Consider the following 17,205-nt stretch of genomic DNA (forward strand, 5'->3'; position numbering starts at 1 on the left):
TTGATCAACCGTACCGCGCCGCGGGGGTCCCGCATGCCATGACCCGAAGACCCGGGCACGGGCGGGAACCGATCGGGGTCGCGGTGCGTCCAACCCGGTATGACCGAGGCACATTCCCCCACCGACCTGGTTCTGCCGCTGCGGCCGCACCGATTCGACCGCTTCGCCGAGGAGCGGCAACTCCAGCTCACCCTGGCGACCGCGCTCCCCCCGGTCTGCCCGGCGCACGGACTACCGGCGACCGGGCCGAAGGAGGAGTACCTGCGATTCTGGGGCAAGCCGGGCTCGTACCGGCAGGAGGGCATGGGCCGCCTCCTGTACGAGATGGTCAAGGGGGCGGCGCTCGGCCAGCTGGTCGCCCACAGCAACGAGCCCACCGCGCTGGTGCGAGCGACCTGGCCGGAGTGCGAACGGTGTGTGGCGCGGGCGGACGCGCGCGTCAAGAAACTGATCGTCTACTACGTGGGCAGTCTGTTCCCGTTGCTGCTCGGCGGGATGCTGTACGTGGCCCACCCCTCGGCCGTCACGCTGCTCACCGGCCTCGCCGGTGTGGTGATCCTGTTCCTGGCCGTGCTGCTCGGCCCCACGGCCTTCGCCCGTCTCGATCGCTACCTGGTGGCCGCGATATCGCCGGACGCCGGGTCGCTCACCGTGCGTGCCCATCCGGAATTCGCCCGCGCCTGGTCGGGTCTGGCGCAGCGGCTGTGAGCGGGCCGGTCAGCCGGTGACCGTCCACGGATCGGTGCGCAGGGCGGAGACCCGGGTGCTCAGGCCGGGCAGCGCGGTCCGGACGAGCTGTTCGGCCTGGCCGCACCAGGGGAACTCGGTGGCCCAGTGCGCGGCGTCGATGAGGGCGGGGCCGCCGCGGCGCAGGTGCTCGTCGACGGGGTGGTGGCGCAGGTCGGCGGTGAGATAGGCGTCGACGCCTGCGCGGACGGCCGCGTTCAGATAGGAATCGCCCGCACCGCCGCAGACCGCCACCCGCTCGATGACGCGGTCCGGATCGCCGGCGGCGCGCACGCCCCAGACGGTGCGCGGCAGACCGACCCCGACGCGCGCCGTGAATTCGCGCAGGGTCTCCGGTCGCGCGAGTTCACCGATGCGGCCCAGGCCGAGCGAGGACGGCAGGGACGCGCGCTCGGTGACGTGATAGGCCGGTTGCTCGTAGGGGTGCGCCGCGCGCAGCGCCGCCAGGACCGCGGGGCGCGAGCTCGGCGGCGCGACGACCTCGACCGCGTCCTCCGCGACGGTCTCCACCTCGCCGACCACCCCGATCGCCGGGTTCGCGCCGGGCACCGGCCGGAACTGCCCGGTCCCGGTCGTGTACCAGGCTGCTTCCCGGTAGTCACCGATCGCGCCCGCGCCGGCGGTGAACAACGCCGACATCAGTGCGGCGGTATGCGTCCGCGGCACCTGGATCACCCACTTGTCCACGGGGGCGACGGGTTTCGGGTCGAGTGGGCCGGTCACCGTGAGGCCCACGGCGGCGGCGAGCGCGTCGGAGACGCCGGGGTCGGCGGAGTCGGCGTTGGTGTGCGCGGAGAACAGCGCGCAGCCGGAGCGGATCAGCCGGTGCAGCAGCGCGCCCTTGGGGGTGTCGGCGGCGACGGTGTCGACGCCGCGCAGCAGCAGCGGGTGGTGCACGACCAGCGCCTGGGCGCCCCACTCGATCGCCTCGTCGACCACGGCGGCGGTGGCGTCGACGGCGAAAACCACCTTGGTCACCTCCTGCGCCGGGTCACCGCACACCAGCCCGACCGAATCCCACGATTCGGCCAGCTTCGGCGGGTACGCCGCGTCGAGCACCTCGATCAGTTCGGCCAGGTCAGGCACCGCCGCCTCCTTCGTTGTCGTTGGTCGGTTTCACCACAGCGCGGCCCGCAGGCCCTCGATCAGCCGGTCGACCTCGGCGGGTCCGCGCACCGCCACCCGCAGGTGGTCGGGGCCGAGGCCGGGGAACGTGTCGGCGCGCCGGACGGCGATACCGCGGTCGGCCAGGTGCTTACGGACGAGCGCGCCGTCGCGCACGGCGAGCAGCAGGAACGGGCCCGTCGCCGGGGTGTGCACGTCGACGCCGAGGGCGGTGAGGCGCTCGATCATCGCGGCCCGCTCGACCGCGATCCGATCCGCCTCGCACCGGGACTCGGCCACGGCCGCTGGCGCGGCGGTCGCGATGATCGCCTCGAGCTGCAGTGTGCCTAGCGGCCAGTGCGGCCGCCCCTGGCTCAGCCGGGCCAGCACCTCCGGTGCCCCGAGCGCGTACCCGCAGCGCAGTCCGGCCAGTGCCCACGTCTTGGTGAGACTGCGCAGCACGAGCACGTCGGGGGCGGACAAGTCGGCCAGCGACTCCGGCTCGGCCGGGGACAGGGGCCCGGCGGACGCGGCACCGGCCGACACGCCACCAGCGGACACGGCACCAGCGGAGGCGGGACCAGCGGACGCCGGGATGGTGGGCCAGGGACCAGCGGCACCGGATCGCGTTGCCGGGCCGCCCGCAGCGGCGGGATCGGCGAGTCCGGATCGACCGATCGCCGGCGCGAACCCGGCCGGACGACCGGGCGCCGCGGTCAGCGTGCCGGGATCGGCGACCGCGTCGACGAAGGCTTCGTCGACGACGACGAGGCGGCCCGGCCGGCGCAGCGCCTCGATGGTGGCGGCGGGGTGCAGGACCGAGGTCGGATTGGTGGGGTTGCCGAGGACCACGAGGTCCACGTCCTCGGGGACCAGCGTCGGGTCGAGCGTGTAGGGCCGTTCCAGGATCACGCGGGTCACCGGCACGCCCGCCTCACGCAGGGCGAGTTCGGGCTCGGTGAACGACGGGTGGACGACGGCGGCCAGGCGCGGTGCCAGGCGCGGGAGCATGGCGAAGCCCTCGGCGGCGCCCGCCAGCAGCAGCACTTCCTCGGGCGCGCGGCCGTGGCGGGCGGCGACGGCGGCGCGAGCGGCGGCCTCGTCCTCCGCGCTCGGGTACCGGCCGAGGTCGTCGAGACGCCCGGCCAGCCGCGCGCGCAACCAGCCGGGCGGGGCGAGGCCGCGCACGTTCACCGCGAAATCGAGCATTCCGGGCCGCGCCTCCACGTCGCCGTGGTGGCGCAGCATCGCGGGGTCGACGGAGTCCTGGAACACAACTGAACACCCTACGTGGCGGCGATTCGGCGGCACGGGCGACAATGGCAGCCGTGGGTCCAGTTCATGTGAGCTTCGTGTGCACCGGCAACATCTGTCGCTCGCCGATGGCGGCGAAGATGTTCGAGGCGCATCTGTACCGTGCCGGTCTCGCCAATCGGGTGCGTGTCACCAGCGCGGGCACCGGCTCGTGGCACGTGGGCGCTCCCGCCGATCCGCGGACCGAGGCGACGCTGCGGCGGGCGGGATACTCCACCGAGCACATCGCGGCGACCTTCGGTCCCGAGCATCGCGACGCCGACCTGATCGTGGTTCTGGACAGCGGCCATGACCGGGAGCTGGCCCAGCGCGGCGTGTCGAGCGATCGGCGCAGGCTGCTGCGCAGCTTCGACCCCGCCGCCGACGGCCGCGACGTCCCCGACCCCTACTACGGCGACCAGTCCGATTTCGACCTGGTCCGCGATCAGATCGAGGCCGCCATCCCCGGCCTCCTGGACTGGGTACGCGCCGCGCTCGACGCCCGCGCCACCGCCGACGCGGGCCGATGATCCGCAAACTCGCCTTCCTGCTGCGCCCGAGCTGGCTCATCCTCGCGGTGATCGTCGCGGCGTTCGCGTACCTGTGCTTCACCGTGCTCGCGCCGTGGCAGCTGGGCAAGAACACCAGCACCGAGCATCGCAACCAGCTCATCGCCGACTCGGTGCGGGCCGATCCGGTGGACGTCACCGGCATCATCGACGGCGACCCGGCCGCGCACACCGAGTGGCGCAAGGTCACCGCCACCGGCTCCTATGTGCCGGATTCGACGGTGCTGGTGCGCCTGCGCCACCTCGACGGTGCCCCCGGGTACGCGGTCCTCGCCGCGTTCCGGCTCGACGACGGCCGCACACTGCTGGTCGACCGCGGCCTGGTCGCCGCCGTCGACGGCACTCGGCCGCCCGCGATCGACGCCCCGCCCGCGGGCACCCAGCGGCTGGAGGCCCGGGTCCGGGCGTCCGAGGGTGTGGTGGCCGACAAGCCGCCGAGCACCCAGGACGGCTATCGGCAGGTGTACACGGTCGACACCGGCCAGGAAGCCAGTGTCCTCGGCACCGCGCTCACCCCCATCCCCACCGGCACCGACAAGGGCGGCTACCTCCAGCTCGCCGAGGGCCAGCCCGGCGCGTTCACCCCGGTCCCGCTCCCCCAGCTGGACGCGGGCCCCTATCTCTCCTACGGCCTGCAGTGGCTGGCCTTCGGCATCATGGCCCCGCTCGGCCTGGGCTATTTCGTCGTCGCCGAACTCCGCGCCCGCCGCCGCGACCGCGCCGAGTCCGCCGCACCGGCCGCGCCGGAGTCCGCCTCGTTGCCCGAAACCCCCGCGCCGCCGACCACGGAAGCCCGTCTCGCCGACCGCTACGGCCGCAACCGCTGACGCGGCCGACCAGCCCGAACACCCGATCCCAGCGGCGCCGCAGCACTCCCACCCGGACCGGCCCGAACACTCCGTCCTAGCGGCGCCGCAAAACTCCAGCGACGAGCGCCGACACCACCAGCGCCCCGACCTGCACCGCGTCCGACATGCGCACCGCGCGGCGGAGATCGGCGGTGGTCGGTGGGGGGCCGTCGCCCAGGGTCGGCCGTAGTTCGGCGCCGTGGCGGTACTGGGTGCGGCCGCCGAGGCGGACGCCGAGCGCGCCTGCCATCGCGGCCTCGACCACACCGGCGTTCGGACTGGGATGCCTGGCCGCGTCGCGGCGCCAGGCCCGCCATGACGCGGCCGGCGTGCCACCCACCAGCGGCGCCAGCGCGACGGTGAGGATCCCGGTGAGGCGGGCGGGCGCCAGGTTGGCGAGATCGTCCGTGCGGGCGGCGGCCCAGCCGAAGTTCTGGTAGCGCTCGTTGCGGTAGCCGATCATCGCGTCGAGGGTGTTCACGGCCCGGTAGCCGAGCACGCCGGGCACCCCGGCGACGGCGCCCCACAGCAGCGGCGCGACGGTGGCGTCGGAGGTGTTCTCGGCGAGGGATTCCAGGGCGGCCCTGGCCAGTCCGTCGGCGTCGAGCACCGAGGGGTCGCGGCCGCACAGCGAGGGCAGCAGCTCGCGGGCACCGGCGAGGTCGCCGGCGTCGAGCCGGTCGGCCATCGCCTGCCCGGCACGGGTCAGGGAGCGACCACCCAGCGCCGTCCAGGTCGCCAGGGCGGTCGCGAGCGCCCCGCCGCGGGCGGCCAGCACACCGATGCCGAGCACCGACCCGACCGCCACCACCTCGTGCAGCGCGCCGGCCCGCCGGTCGTCGGCGTAGGTCGAGCGCTCCAATGCCGTTGCCGCCGAGCCGAATCCGGCCACCGGATGGAACCGGCGCGGATCGGCGAACACCCGGTCGAGCGCGAACCCGAGAACGAGACCCACCGCCGTCGAATTCACCCTCTGCACCCGCACGAGTAAACCCTAACGGCCCCGCCGACACCCACGAGCCCGCCCACAGGACGCGGCTTTCCGGCATACCCCCAAGTCCGGGCGGCCAGCCTGGAGCACAACCGGCGCGGTCCGGCGACCCGATTCCGCCGACCGCCGGCGCGCGAGCGAACCGGGAATGTCACACCGCATCCGGTTGGTTCGTCCTCTCTGCAAAGCACTTTCTACACTCCCCCGAGCAGGGCCACGACGACCGAACGGCGACCACGATGACCGACGCACCGCAGCACTCCGACCAGGCCGAACTGGCCCGCCGCTTCGAGGAACACCGCCCCTACCTGCGCCGGCTCGCCTACTCCACGCTGGGCAGCATCAGCGACGCCGAGGACGTGGTCCAGGACGCGTGGCTGCGGCTGCAACGCCACCACGAGGCGGGCAAGGCCGCCGAGATCGACAATCTGCGCGCCTGGCTGTCCACGGTCACCGGCCGCCTCGCCCTCGATCACCTCGGTTCGGCCCGCGCCCGCCGCGAACAGTACGTCGGCGAGTGGCTGCCCGAGCCGGAGGTCACCGCCTGGGACGACCCGGCCGACCGGGTCTCCCAGGACGAGCGGGTCACCACAGCGCTGCTGGTGGTCCTGGAATCGCTCTCGCCCGCCGAACGCACGGCGTTCGTGCTGCAGGACGTGTTCGGCATGAGCGGTCCCGAGGTCGCCGAGGTGGTCGGCCGCACCCCGGCCGCGGTGCGGCAGCTGGCCTCACGCGCCCGCAAACACGTCGAGTCCGGCACTCCCCGCTTCCCGGCCTCCCGGGACGAGCAGGAGAAGGTGGTCTCGGCCTTCGCGCTGGCCTGGCGTTCGGGTGACCTGAGCTCGCTGCTCGGCGTGCTCGACGCCAACGTGGTGCTCACCGCCGACGGTGGCGGCAAGGTGCCCGCCGTGCGGCAGCCGCTGCGCGGCGCCGAACTCATCGCCAAGGCGCTGCTCGGCTGGTACCACGGCCCGTCGGCCGCCGAGGCATGGGGCCGCGCGGTTCTGGTCAACGGGGCGCCGGGGCTCGTGGTGTTCGACGGTCACAACATCGGCGTCTTCTCGTTCGTGGTCGACGCGGGCCGCATCGTGGCCATCAATGTCGTCCGCAACCCCGACAAGCTGCGTGACCTGCCGACCGAAGGGGTGCCGGACTGGTTCCTCGGCGGGAACGACTGACCGCTCAGACGGTGAGCGAATATCCGTGCGCGGCGGCGACTTCGGTCGACAGGAGTTTGCCGTCGTGCGCGGTGAGCCCGGCGGCCAAGCCGGGATCGGCGGTGCACGCACCGCGCCAGCCCTTGTCGGCGATGGCCCGCGCGAACGGCAGGGTCGCGTTGGTGAGGGCCACGGTGGAGGTGTGCGGGACCGCGCCCGGCATGTTCGCCACGCAGTAGAACAGCGAGTTCGCCACGGGGAAGGTCGGATCGGCGTGCGTCGTCGGCCGGGTGGAGGCGAAGCAGCCGCCCTGGTCGACGGCGATGTCGACGAGCACCGACCCCGGGCGCATCCCGGCGACGAGCTCGTCGGACACCAGTTTCGGCGCCTTGGCGCCCGGCACCAGCACCGAGCCGATCACCAGATCCGCCGCGAGCACGGCTTTCTCGATCTCCAGCGCGTGCGAGGCGAGGGTGCCCACCCGGCCCGCGAAGCGGGCGTCGAGTTCGCGCAACCGCGCCAGATTGGTGTCGAGCACGCTCACCCGCGCCCCCATGCCGACCGCGACCGTCGCCGCGTTGGTCCCGGCCACGCCACCGCCGAGCACCACCACATCGGCCGGGCGCACCCCGGGCACGCCGCCGAGCAACACGCCCTCGCCGCCCATCGGCGCCATCAGGTGATAGGCGCCGACCTGGGTGCCGAGCTTGCCCGCGACCTCACTCATCGGCGCGAGCAGCGGCAGCGAGCCGTCCGCGGCGCGCACGGTCTCGTAGGCGATCGCGGTGATGCCGGACGTCAGGATGGCGTCGGTGCACTCCTTCGACGCGGCCAGATGCAGATAGGTGAACAGCACCTGGTCGCGCCGCATCCGCGGGTATTCCTGCGCGATGGGCTCTTTCACCTTCAGGATCAGGTCGGCCTCGGCCCAGACCTGCTCGGCGTCCGCGCCGATCGTGGCACCGGCGGCGACGTAGTCCTCGTCACCGAAGCCCGAACCGGTGCCCGCCCCGGCCTGCACGAGCACCCGGTGTCCGTGCGCGGCCAGTTCGGAAGCACCGGCCGGCGTGAGCGCGACCCGGAACTCCTGCGGTTTGACCTCGGCAGGTACCCCGATTGTTCCCGTCATCCGCCCAGCTTAGGACGCACGCCGACGGGAGTCCGGCGGTTACCGATCGCGTGTTGTCACGGTGTCGCGGCGGGCACTGGCCGGGTCGCCTCGGCCGTCCTGGTTTGCGCATGAGCGCCGTCGAGCGCTCAGACGGCGAACACCTCGCCCCGCACCGGAATCCGGAGCCGGTCGGCGAGACCGGCGTACCCGAAGGCGCGTTCGAGATGGTCCAGCGATTCGGTGAAGTGGGCCCAGCCCTCCGCGTGCACCGCGACGACGATCGCGTCGCCGAGCGCTTCGGCGGCCAGCACCGCGGTGCGCGCGTTCAAGGTGACATCGCTGTCACCGAACCGGCCGACATTGGCGGCGCCGATATTGAGCACCGCGACGTCGATGCGCCCGATCCGCGCCACGATCCGCTCGACCAGCTCCACCGAGGCGTTGTCCCCGGAGACGTAGACGGTCGGCTCCCCCGCGGCACGCAGGAGGAACCCGGTGACGATGCCGCTGAGCGGTTCGCACCCCTGCGGCCCGTGCAGGGCGGGTACCGCGACGACCTCGACGGCGCCGAGCGTGACGCTCTCCCACGGCCGCAGCCCGCGCACGCCCGCGATCCGCCCCGCGGCGTCGGGTGTGGAGAGCACCGTGTCGACCCGGCCCAGCAGTTCACGACCCGCCGTATCGAGGTTGTCGGCGTGCTGGTCGTGCGAGAGCAGCACGACATCGATCGGCCCGACGGCCTCGATCGGCACCGCGGGTCCGCTGAGCTTGTGCAGGGTGACCGGGCCCGGATAGTCGCCGGGCTCGTCGAAGGTCGGGTCGGTGAGCCAGGTCGTGCCCGCGTAGCGGAACCGCAGGGTCGGGCCGCCGACGTGCACGGCGTCCAACAGGGCGGGGCTGGTGACGATTTCGGTCATACCGACCACTCTGCTCGACCGTGGCGTCGACCGGAGAGTGGCCGTCAGGCCGCGCATCGCTAAGATCGGGCCATGCGTTCGGTGGCCGTCATCGCGTTCGACGGAATCAGCCCCTTCCACCTGTCGGTGCCGACCCTCGTCTTCGGCCGCTCCGGGATCGGCGTCGCCGGCGACCTGCCCTACGACGTGCGGGTATGCGCCGAACAACCCGGAACCCTGTCCACCGCCGCGGGTTTCGACATCACCGTGCACCACGGCCTGGACGTGGTGGCCGACGCGGAGCTGGTGGTCTTCCCCGGCTGGCAGCGTGACAAGCCCCTGTCCCCCGCCCTCGCCGCGGCCGTGCGCGCCGCCCACGCCGGCGGCGCCCGGCTCGTCGGCCTGTGCCTGGGATCCTGGGCGATCGCGGCGACCGGCCTGGCCGACGGTCGCGAGGTGACCACGCACTGGGCCGCCGCGACGGCGATGGCCACCGCCTACCCGCAGGTGCGGGTGCGCGCCGACGTGCTGTGGACCGACCTCGGTGATGTGATCACCTCCGCGGGCGTGGCCGCAGCGCTGGACTGCTGCCTGCACATCGTCCGCGGCGACATCGGCGCCCGCGCCACCACCGAACTGGCCCGCGCGCTGGTCACCGCGCCGCACCGGCCCGGCTCCCAGGCCCAGTTCATCCCGATCGACCCGATCGACGACGACACCGACGACCCGATCGAGCACGCCATGGTCTGGGCGCGCGGCCGCCTCGGCACGGCCATCGACCTCGATGCCTGGTCACGGGCGGCGTTCATGTCGCGACGCACCTTCACCCGCCGCTTCCGTGAGCGCACCGGCACGAGCCCGCAGCGCTGGCTGTTGCGTCAGCGCACCGACCACGCCCGGCTGCTGCTCGAGTCCACCGACGACACCGTCGACCGGATCGCCCGCGACACCGGTTTCGGCAGCGCGGTGAACCTGCGCCACCACTTCCATCGCGCGCTCGGCACCTCTCCGGCGGCCCACCGTGCCCAGTTCCGCGGGACAGCGCGATAATCGCGACCATGATCATCAAGGTGGCCGGGTTCGCTCCGGAGATCGACGAGACCGCATGGATCGCGCCGAACGCGACCGTCATCGGGCGGGTGCGCCTGGCCGAGGAGGTCGGCATCTGGTATTCGGCGGTGCTGCGCGGCGATCTCGAGGAGATCGTCCTCGGCGCCCGCACCAATATCCAGGACGGCTGTGTGCTGCACGCCGACCCCGGTTTCCCGCTCACCGTCGGCAGCGGAGTCTCGGTGGGCCACAACGCGATTCTGCACGGCTGCACCATCGGTGACGACGTGCTCGTCGGCATGGGCGCGACCGTGCTCAACGGCGCGGTGATCGGCGCGGGCAGCCTGATCGCGGCCAATGCCCTGATCCCCGAGGGTGCCCAGATTCCGCCCGGCTCGCTGGTGGCGGGCGTGCCCGGCAAGGTGCGCAAGGAGCTGACCGAAGCGCAGCAGGACGGGATCAAGCTCAACGCCGCCGTCTATGTCCACAATCTCGCGGCACACCGCACGGCCGAGATCTTGTGAGACGTCACACTGATCAAGTGACCATTAGGGAAACCTGATAGCATTTGCCCTGCGTATCGCGTCCGGCCAGGAGTTCGGCGGCCGGCACCGGGTACGCGAGGCAGGAGGTTTCACGGTGGCATACAGGCAGACCGGTGTGCACCTGGCGGAGCGGCGGCTCAGCGTCGCCGATATCGCCGCCCAGCCAGGCGGAATCGAGGCACTGCAGTGCCGGGTCCACGAATTACGTTCCCGCGGCGCCGACTTCGCTGCCAACGCGATCGAGCGGGAGATGGCCGCGCTGGATTTGTCGCCACAGGGATAATGGGGCGATGCCCACCGTCTCGTCCATCCTCGCGCGGATCCTGGAAAAGCCCGTCACCGACGGGGAGAAGCTGCTCGACAGCGCGCTGTCGGCGTTTCTCGATTTCGGCATCAAGCGCACCAGCATGGGTGAGATCGCCCGGCGCGCCGGCATCAGCCCGGCCACCCTGTATCGCCGCTTCGAATCCAAGAACGACCTGGTCGAGGCGGTCGGCGTGCGCGAGGCGCAACGCTACGTCGCCGAGATCGACGCCCGGGTCAGCGCGGTCACCGAGCCCGGCGAGCAGCTGGTCGAGATCTTCGTGGCGTTCGTGACGACCATCGCGGGCAACGAACTGCTGCGCCGGTTGCTCGGCACCGAACCGGAGATCATCCTGCCGCGCCTGACCACCGAGGCGGGCCCCATCCTGGCGGTCGGGCGCGGCTATCTCGCCGACAAGCTACGCGAGCTGCAGGCCACCGCGCCGGTGCCGGAGTTCGATCCCGACCTGGTCGCCGAGATCATGGCCAGGCTCGCGCTGTCGCTGGCGCTCACTCCCGACGGTCTCATCCCGCTCGACGACGCCGAGGCCGGTCGCGAGTTCGCCCGCCGCACGCTGCTGCCGATGGTCGGGATCCACCGCGCTCACTGAGCGGGCACGCCGAAGGCGGCGGCCACCGCCTCGTCGATGCCTGCCCGCGCCACGGGCACGTCGTCTTCCACCACCGCCCTGACCCGCTCGACGATCGCCGCCGAGGCGGGTCGCGCGGGGTCGGGCAGGGGCAGGCGCGCCACGTACTGGGTGATCCAGCGCCGCCGTCCCGAGTAGAGGCGGTTGCCGCACACCGCGTCGTAGAACCGCAGCCCCAACGCCGAATTCGCCACGCCCATCAGTAGATACGCCAGCTCGGTGGCCTGTGCGTCGACGCCGAGATCGGTGAGCGAGATCCAGTAGCAGTCCCCGTTGACCACCGCACCCGACCGGTCGAGGGCGAAGCGCGGCCGTTCGCTGATGTCGGGGAACACCAGTTTCGGCGCACCCCACAGGTGCGGACGCTGCGGCACCCAGATCTCGAACCATTTCCGGCCACCGTCGAGGACGTACCGGCGGCCGGCGAGCACCTGCTCGTGCGAGCGCAGATACTCCGCCGCACCGGGGAATTCGGCGAGATCGATCGGCGTGCGGCGCGGTTGCAGGAGGTCGTACGGGTACAGCACCTTCGTCCCTCGCTCCCGGCCGATCCGCCACGGTTGCAGATCATGGTGCGTGATCAGCTCGCGCAGCAGTTCCGGTTCCGGGGTGGGGTCCATCTGCTCCCACCGATCCGAGATGAACACCCGATCCGCGGTCGTCTTGATGCCCACCCGGATCCGCGCGGTGTCACCGAAGGTGCGCCAGGTGCGCTCGCCGATCCGGTCGAGCCAGCGGTCGACGGCAGGCCTGGACATGCGCCACGCGGCCTCCACCGCCCGCTCCTGCCGCCGCGGCTCCTCGGCACCGGTGGACAGCACGCCGACCTCGACGGCGAAGACCCGGCCACCGGCCCCGACCAGGCAGGCCCTCTCGCCGGTGAGCGCGTCGAAAAGGTCCGTGGCGCAATCCGGTTCGGCACCGGGCTCCTCGTAGACCGAGACGTAGCGGCAGGCCTCGTGCGCCGGGGCGCGGGTGGCGATCGTGATGGCGGGCAGCACCGCCGCGGCGAAGAGCTTGGTGTCGCCGAGGTCGTAGAGTTCGGCCGGGTGCAGGTCCGCGGTCAGGATCCGGCGCAGATTGGCGCCCGCGCGCGTGGTGAGAAACCGGTTGGCGCACAGCAATCCGAGCACGCCCCGCGCCGCGAGCAGCCGCGGCGCGACCGCGACGAACGGGTGGGTGAGATCGATCCGCCCGCGCAGACCGAACCGTTTGCTCAGCAGCTGCGCGGTCGAGCCGCCGAGCTGCTGGGTGCGCACATACGGCGGATTGCTGATGATCAGGTCGAACGAGCCGTCGGCGAGGCGCGCCGACGCGGCAAGGAAGTCACCGGAGTGACAGTCGATCTCGATGCCCGCCGCGGCCGCGCGCGCGGCGGTCTCGGCCACCGCTCGCCGGTCCAGGTCATAGCCGGTGAGCCGGACCGTGACGCCCGGTGGCGCCTCGCGGTGCACCGCCAGCAGGAGTTCGCCGTCCCCGCACGCCGGATCGAGCACCCGCAGTTCACCACCGTGCGGCGCGTGCAGCAACGCCCGGCGGGCCAGGAATCGCGCCAGCTCGGGCGGTGTGTAATGCCTGCCGTGCCGTTTGCGCTCGTGCGCGTCGCGGGCATGCGAAGCCATGGGCTCGATTCTGCCCCGCGACCTCGCCGACGCGGCGCAGGCGCGAGGCACGGTCGCGGACCAGGTCGGCGACAACCCCATTGAGCAGTGGCTATCTCCTTCCTGCTGTCAAACCGTGGTTTGCGCCACTGCGACTCCGCTGGAGGGCGTTCCCGCCCCTCGGTAACGTCGGTCCGATTTCAATCGTGTGATGTAGGCGAAGACGAGGACGATGTCGAGATTCACCACGCTGACGGCGGTTCTGACCGCCGCGGCACTGTCCCTGCTGCCCGCGGTGGCACAGGCGGACACCCCGCAGTACGCGCCGACCATGCTCATCCTGGACGCGTCCGGGTCCATGCAGCGTCCCGATCAGGGCGGCACCATGATGGACGCCGCGAAGCGGGCGGTGCGCGCCTTCGTCGAGTCGGCGCCCGCCGAGTCCTCGGTCGGGCTCACCACCTACGGCACCGGCACCGGCAACGACGAGGGGGACAAGGCCGCGGGCTGCCGCGACGTCCAGGTGCTGCGGCACCCGGACACGATCGACAAGCCGGCGCTCACCGCGGCTGTGGACGGGATCACCGCCCGCGGCTGGACCCCGATGGGCACCGCGCTGCGGCAGGCCGCGGCGGCACTGCCCGCGCAGGGCCCGCGCTCGATCGTGCTCGTCTCCGACGGTGACGACACCTGCGCGCCGCCCGACCCGTGCGAGGTCGCCGCGGAACTGAAGCAGCGGGGCGTGGATCTGGTCGTGCATTCGATCGGTTTCGCCGTCGACGAGAAGGCCCGCGCCCAGCTCACCTGCATGGCGCAGGCGACCGGCGGCACCTACAGCGACGCCGCCGACGGCGCCGCGCTGGAACGCATTCTGCCCAGGGTCAGTTCGGGGGCGCTGCGCAACTACCAGGCGACCGGCACCCCGATCACCGGCACCGCCGAACACGGGACCGCCCCGGTCGCGAAGCCGGGCCAGTACCTCGACACCATCGGGCAGCACGAGAAGCGGTTCTACGCCGTCGACGTGCCCGCAGGCGCGACGGCGTACTTCACCGGGATCGTCTCGTTCCCGCGCGCGGCCGCCGGCGCAGGCACCGACGGGCTGGCCGTCCTGGAACTGCGCGTCTACGGCCGCGACGGCACCTACTGCAACCTCAGGGAGCGTGAGCTCGAGAGCCGCAGCGGCGACGGCGTCGCCTTCACGATCAGCAACACGCTGGAGCGGGCCACCGAGACGGCCGATGGTGCCGACCCCTGCAAGGGCGGCGGCCGCTACTACTACGAGCTGCATTGGGACGTGGCCCCCGACGGCATGCCCGCCCGACTACCGGTGGAACTGCTGGTCGGCATCGAACCTGGCGTCACCGATCCCGGTCCGAACCCGGTCACCGCGAAGATCGAGTTCGCCGATCCGGCGGGCCCGGCCGAGCCGGTCAGCGGCGGCGGTTCGTTCACCGTCGCCACGCCACTCGACGGCAGCGGCGAGTACACGGACACGATCCAGAACGGCGAGTACGTCTTCTACAAGGTGCGCCTGGACTGGGGGCAGGGGCTGGCCTATCGGGTGCGGTTCGCCGAAACGGGCGGTGCCGGATACACCACCGCCACGAACATCACCACGACCCTGTACTCCCCTCTCGGCGGCCAACTCCACGAGGACACGACCGCCTACACCGGACGGCAGGACGCCGAACTCGCGGGCGCGACCGTGCCGATCCGCTACGCCAACCGCGACGCGAACTCCGGGGACGTCCAGCGGCAGTCGGTGGCCGGGTGGTACTACCTCGCGGTCAAGGTCGGCATGCCGTCGGGCGTGACATCGCTGCCGCCGACGCCGATCACGCTCGACCTCACCGTCGCTGGTGCGCCCGAGCCGGGACCGACCTATGTGACCGGTAGTCCCGACGTGCTCGGTGAGCAGGCGCAGCCGGGCACCGAAAAGGCTGTCGCCGTGGACGGTTCCGGCTCGTCCACGCCGTGGGTGGCCCTCGTCGGGATCGGTGTCGGCGTGGTCGCGCTGTTCGGCATCGGCGCCGCGCTCTGGGTACTCGCCCGGCGCCGCGCCTGATCCACCCCCGGAACCCGCCCGCTTCTCGTGTCCGCGGGCGGGTTTCGCGTTTCCGGCCCACCTGTTAGCCTGGTCTCAAAATGAGACTAGTTCTCCGCTGCGTACAAGGGAGCCGGGCGATGACGCCGACCGATCACGACACCGACGATTTCGCGGCCCTGCGGCGCCTGGCCGACCAGCGGTGGACCTGTCGGCAATTCCGGCCCGACGAAGTCGACCGGGCGACGATCGAACAGCTGCTGAGCCTGGCCCAGCGCACACCGTCGTGGTGCAACACCCAGCCCTGGCAGCTTGTGGTGACCAGCGGCGAGGGCACCGACCGGCTCCGCAAGGAACTGCTCGCCCACATCCAGACGAGCGGCACCGCACCGGATTTCGAGTTCCCCGCGCAATACGCGGGCGTGTATCGCGACCGCAGGCGCGCGTGCGGGTTCCAGTTGTACGACAGCGTCGGGATCGCCAAGGGCGATCACGAGAAGACCATGCGTCAAATGGTGCGCAATTTCGAGTTCTTCGACGCGCCGCACGTCGCGATCGTCACCTCCGAAGCCGATCTCGGCGTGTACGGCGCCGTCGACTGCGGCCTCTGGCTGGAGAGCTTCCTGCTCGGCGCCCAGGCGCTCGGCCTCGGCGCGGCCCCCCAGGCCGCCCTGGCCTCCTACGCCCCTTTTCTGCGCGAATACTTCGGCCTCCCCGACCACCGCAAGGTCGTCTTCGGCGTCTCCTTCGGCTACCCCGACCTCGACCACCCCGTCAACGCCTTCCGCACCGCCCGAGCCCCCCTCACCGACCAGATCACCTGGCACACCAGCTGACCAAGATCACCACGCTCTGGTGCAGGCCGGTTCTCGGCCGATGCTCGCACCACAGCGTGGCGATCAGGTGTCCAGTGGCTGGGCCGAGCGCGGGGACGAGGTGAGGCCGGGGCCCGGTTCGGGGGTGATGTCGCGGGCGGTGAGGGGGGAGTCGCAGGTGTCGCAGGTCAGGCTCGTATGAGCCTCGCCGGTGCATCCGCGATGGCGGTATTCGACCGGTGGGCCGTCGGGGGCCATGTACGCATCGCCCCAGTCGCGGATCGCCATGAGAATCGGGTAGATCGCGTGCCCCTTCTCGGTGAGGCGGTACTCCTCGTAGGCGCCGTCTTGCGCGGGCCGCTTCTCCAAGATCCCGTGCTCGATCAGGCGATCCAGCCGATCACCGAGGCGGCTCCGGGAAATCCCGAGGGCACTCTGGAACGCGTTGAACCGCCGCACCCCGGTGAAGCAGTATTTGAGGATCAGCAAGGTCCACCGATCCCCGAAGATCACCAACGGCCGCGTGATCGAACACGGGACATCGGCGAGTTCCTCATAGCGCACCCTGCCATTATGCGCGCGACCCGGCGAGCTAGGCGTTGTCGCGCAGGGACAGGATCATGCTCCGCAGGATCCGCAGCGCGTCCGACCGCTCGGCCTCGCTCAGCCCGGCGACCATTCTGAGCTCGACGGACCGGACCACCGCGGTCGCCTCCTCGAGGCTGCGCCTGCCCCGGGGCGTGAGCCGCGTGGGCAGCACTTTGCCGACCGGCGCGGCCGCGGGCCTGGTCACGTACCCGTCGCGTTCCAAAGCCTGGAGCAGCACATTCATCGTCTGCCGGGTCACGAACGCGCCCCGCGCCAGCTCGGAATTGGACAGGCCGGGCCGCTGCGCCAGCAGTTCGAGGCAGGCGTAGTGCGTGATGCTCATCCCGAGTGGCCGCAGCACCTCCTCCATGGCGACGCGCAGCGCGCTCGACACCTCCTTGAGGAGATAGCCCAGCGACGTCTCCAGGTCGACACCGTCTTGACTCATGTCAGTATTCTGACATAGCGTGGCGTGTGTCAGAAACCTGACATGAAACAGAGGAGCAACACCATGCCAGTCACCGGACCCGACTTCCTCTCGCTGCAGGCGCGTGACCTCGACGCCTCGCGGGCGTTCTACGAGAAGTACCTCGGCCTCGTCCGCTCACCGGCCGGACCGCCGCACGCCGTCGTCTTCGAGACGAAGCCGATCGCGTTCGCACTGCGCGACCTCGTCCCCGGGACCGATCTCGCCGACGCCGCCCACCCCGGCCTCGGCGCCGCGATCTGGTTGCACGCCACCGACGTCCAGGCCATCCACGACGCCCTGGTCGCCGACGGCCACGCCATCGTCACCCCACCCGTCGACGGCCCTTTCGGGCGCACCTTCACCTTCGCCGACCCCGACGGCTACCGAATCACCCTGCACGACCGCGCCTGACCCACCCGAA

Annotated in this window: 19 protein-coding genes; 11 read left to right on the forward strand and 8 right to left on the reverse strand. The window is 71.8% G+C overall.

The features are described 5' to 3' along the window. The first annotated feature begins 99 nt into the window (after positions 1 to 99). Complete coding sequence (locus AB0H56_RS28790; RefSeq protein WP_357168945.1) at positions 100 to 708, forward strand: hypothetical protein; 609 nt, start codon at positions 100 to 102, stop codon at positions 706 to 708. A 9-nt stretch (positions 709 to 717) separates the two neighbouring features. On the opposite strand, the gene AB0H56_RS28795 is transcribed toward AB0H56_RS28790, so the two are convergent. Both AB0H56_RS28795 and cobC read right to left on the reverse strand, forming a co-directional pair. Next, positions 718 to 1,833, reverse strand: coding sequence for a Nif3-like dinuclear metal center hexameric protein (locus tag AB0H56_RS28795; protein ID WP_357168947.1), 1,116 nt, complete (start codon positions 1,831 to 1,833; stop codon positions 718 to 720). A 30-nt stretch (positions 1,834 to 1,863) separates the two neighbouring features. Further along, a complete protein-coding gene (gene cobC / locus AB0H56_RS28800) occupies positions 1,864 to 3,126 on the reverse strand; it encodes an Rv2231c family pyridoxal phosphate-dependent protein CobC (protein ID WP_357168949.1) in 1,263 nt (420 codons plus the stop codon). 44 nt (positions 3,127 to 3,170) lie between these two features. Between cobC and AB0H56_RS28805 the strand changes: the two genes are divergently transcribed. Together AB0H56_RS28805 and AB0H56_RS28810 are read left to right on the forward strand one after the other, a co-directional pair. Continuing rightward, positions 3,171 to 3,674: a low molecular weight protein-tyrosine-phosphatase gene (locus AB0H56_RS28805; protein WP_357168951.1), complete on the forward strand. Its 504-nt coding sequence runs from the start codon at positions 3,171 to 3,173 to the stop codon at positions 3,672 to 3,674. Then, positions 3,674 to 4,540: an SURF1 family cytochrome oxidase biogenesis protein gene (locus tag AB0H56_RS28810; protein WP_357168993.1), complete on the forward strand. Its 867-nt coding sequence runs from the start codon at positions 3,674 to 3,676 to the stop codon at positions 4,538 to 4,540. Before AB0H56_RS28805 ends, AB0H56_RS28810 begins: the two co-directional genes overlap by 1 nt. Positions 4,541 to 4,616: 76 nt before the next feature. Here the strand turns inward: AB0H56_RS28810 and AB0H56_RS28815 are convergent, their stop codons facing one another. After that, positions 4,617 to 5,540, reverse strand: a complete 924-nt coding sequence (locus AB0H56_RS28815; protein ID WP_357168996.1) for a cobalamin biosynthesis protein — start codon at positions 5,538 to 5,540, stop codon at positions 4,617 to 4,619. A gap of 251 nt (positions 5,541 to 5,791) precedes the next feature. On the opposite strand from AB0H56_RS28815, the gene sigJ reads away from it, so the two are divergent. Continuing rightward, on the forward strand, positions 5,792 to 6,730 hold the full coding sequence (gene sigJ / locus AB0H56_RS28820; protein ID WP_357168953.1) for an RNA polymerase sigma factor SigJ: 939 nt from the start codon (positions 5,792 to 5,794) through the stop codon (positions 6,728 to 6,730). Between the two features lie 4 nt (positions 6,731 to 6,734). Here sigJ and ald read toward each other — a convergent pair whose 3' ends face one another. Both ald and AB0H56_RS28830 read right to left on the reverse strand, forming a co-directional pair. Beyond that, a complete protein-coding gene (gene ald, locus AB0H56_RS28825) occupies positions 6,735 to 7,838 on the reverse strand; it encodes an alanine dehydrogenase (protein WP_357168955.1) in 1,104 nt (367 codons plus the stop codon). A 128-nt stretch (positions 7,839 to 7,966) separates the two neighbouring features. Further along, complete coding sequence (locus AB0H56_RS28830) at positions 7,967 to 8,737, reverse strand: MBL fold metallo-hydrolase (protein ID WP_357168957.1); 771 nt, start codon at positions 8,735 to 8,737, stop codon at positions 7,967 to 7,969. 72 nt (positions 8,738 to 8,809) lie between these two features. Here AB0H56_RS28830 and AB0H56_RS28835 point away from each other — a divergent pair, with 72 nt between their 5' ends. The 4 genes from AB0H56_RS28835 to AB0H56_RS28850 all read left to right on the forward strand — a co-directional run bounded on the left by AB0H56_RS28835 (position 8,810) and on the right by AB0H56_RS28850 (position 11,225). Then, positions 8,810 to 9,766, forward strand: coding sequence for a helix-turn-helix domain-containing protein (locus tag AB0H56_RS28835; RefSeq protein ID WP_357168959.1), 957 nt, complete (start codon positions 8,810 to 8,812; stop codon positions 9,764 to 9,766). Between the two features lie 8 nt (positions 9,767 to 9,774). Then, positions 9,775 to 10,290, forward strand: a complete 516-nt coding sequence (locus AB0H56_RS28840) for a gamma carbonic anhydrase family protein (protein WP_280343920.1) — start codon at positions 9,775 to 9,777, stop codon at positions 10,288 to 10,290. A 115-nt stretch (positions 10,291 to 10,405) separates the two neighbouring features. After that, positions 10,406 to 10,594, forward strand: coding sequence for a hypothetical protein (locus tag AB0H56_RS28845; RefSeq protein ID WP_110040252.1), 189 nt, complete (start codon positions 10,406 to 10,408; stop codon positions 10,592 to 10,594). A gap of 7 nt (positions 10,595 to 10,601) precedes the next feature. Next, on the forward strand, positions 10,602 to 11,225 hold the full coding sequence (locus AB0H56_RS28850) for a TetR/AcrR family transcriptional regulator (protein ID WP_232997595.1): 624 nt from the start codon (positions 10,602 to 10,604) through the stop codon (positions 11,223 to 11,225). Here the strand turns inward: AB0H56_RS28850 and AB0H56_RS28855 are convergent. Then, positions 11,219 to 12,886: an N-6 DNA methylase gene (locus AB0H56_RS28855; RefSeq protein ID WP_357168962.1), complete on the reverse strand. Its 1,668-nt coding sequence runs from the start codon at positions 12,884 to 12,886 to the stop codon at positions 11,219 to 11,221. The two genes, AB0H56_RS28850 and AB0H56_RS28855, sit on opposite strands and share 7 nt — an antisense overlap. 211 nt (positions 12,887 to 13,097) lie before the next feature. Here AB0H56_RS28855 and AB0H56_RS28860 point away from each other — a divergent pair, with 211 nt between their 5' ends. Both AB0H56_RS28860 and AB0H56_RS28865 read left to right on the forward strand, forming a co-directional pair. Next, entirely contained in the window at positions 13,098 to 14,933 is a 1,836-nt protein-coding gene (locus tag AB0H56_RS28860; RefSeq protein WP_357168964.1) for a VWA domain-containing protein, read from the forward strand. Positions 14,934 to 15,052: 119 nt separating this feature from the next. Beyond that, positions 15,053 to 15,748 carry a nitroreductase gene (locus tag AB0H56_RS28865; RefSeq protein WP_357168966.1) on the forward strand — a complete coding sequence of 232 codons (696 nt, stop codon included), beginning with the start codon at positions 15,053 to 15,055 and terminating at the stop codon, positions 15,746 to 15,748. Positions 15,749 to 15,811: 63 nt separating this feature from the next. On the opposite strand, the gene AB0H56_RS28870 is transcribed toward AB0H56_RS28865, so the two are convergent. Both AB0H56_RS28870 and AB0H56_RS28875 read right to left on the reverse strand, forming a co-directional pair. Then, positions 15,812 to 16,291 carry a helix-turn-helix domain-containing protein gene (locus AB0H56_RS28870; protein ID WP_357168968.1) on the reverse strand — a complete coding sequence of 160 codons (480 nt, stop codon included), beginning with the start codon at positions 16,289 to 16,291 and terminating at the stop codon, positions 15,812 to 15,814. A gap of 28 nt (positions 16,292 to 16,319) precedes the next feature. Next, entirely contained in the window at positions 16,320 to 16,763 is a 444-nt protein-coding gene (locus AB0H56_RS28875) for a MarR family transcriptional regulator (RefSeq protein ID WP_357168970.1), read from the reverse strand. Between the two features lie 63 nt (positions 16,764 to 16,826). Between AB0H56_RS28875 and AB0H56_RS28880 the strand changes: the two genes are divergently transcribed. Next, a complete protein-coding gene (locus AB0H56_RS28880; protein ID WP_280300768.1) occupies positions 16,827 to 17,195 on the forward strand; it encodes a VOC family protein in 369 nt (122 codons plus the stop codon). Positions 17,196 to 17,205 lie beyond the last annotated feature (10 nt).

Origin of the sequence: Nocardia sp. NPDC050717, assembly GCF_040654275.1 — a bacterium.
Classification (GTDB): domain Bacteria; phylum Actinomycetota; class Actinomycetes; order Mycobacteriales; family Mycobacteriaceae; genus Nocardia.